Origin of the sequence: Staphylococcus sp. HMSC071G07, from assembly GCF_001811435.1 — a bacterium.
GTDB classification, from domain to species: domain Bacteria; phylum Bacillota; class Bacilli; order Staphylococcales; family Staphylococcaceae; genus Staphylococcus; species Staphylococcus pettenkoferi.
Genome location: NZ_KV804782.1, coordinates 1 through 700 on the forward strand (window position 1 = coordinate 1; position 700 = coordinate 700).

The 700-nt window shown below is 36.6% G+C and carries 1 pseudogene; it reads right to left on the bottom strand.

What is annotated here, in order from left to right:
- Nucleotides 1–588 (bottom strand): annotated as a pseudogene (locus HMPREF2802_RS08800) (hypothetical protein); the annotation flags it as partial.
- Nucleotides 589–700 lie beyond the last annotated feature (112 nt).

Here is a 700-nt window from a genome sequence, read left to right on the forward strand (position 1 = left end):
TTGTGAGTTCGCAGTACTTGTTGACGCACTAGTTGGATCTGTTACAGTCACTTTTTGACCATTAAAGAAGTTTGTCCCACCTGTCACAGATGTAGAGTATGGGGCAAATGTAAAAGAAGTGTCTCCACTAGAATTGATAGGAACTGTCCAAGTTGTGGTTAAACCATATCCTTGTTTAGCTTGGTATCCAGTCATTTGGTAGCCGTTTGCCCAAGTATATCCACTACCCTGTTTGTTTATATTAGTTGTGTTTGCTTTTGGATTACTAAGTTGAGCACCTGTTGAATCGGTAATATAACTTGTCGCTGTTGAAGGTGTTCCATATGCACTACCTAGTGTAAACATCGTTTGATAAGTTGTTCCTGTGTTGTATATTGCGTAACTATTAGACAATGCTGTAGGCTTTTCAACCGTCGTAGTAGCAGGATTATCATAAGTAACTGTATACGTAAAAGTCATAGACGTTCCATTATTTACAGTTGTTAATTTATAATAAATTGGAATATTATAATTTGTATCAGTCCCTGCACCTGTATAAGTATTTGTAGTTGAAGTTGCTGCTGCTGCTGCGAATGTTGTTGTTGCCAATCTACTAAATGTTCTTAAATTAATTGCTGAGGTACTATTTGATGAAGAATTACTATCATTAGTAGCAACTGTTGAACCAAAATCTGTACTTGCTGCACTATCTTTGCTTTCT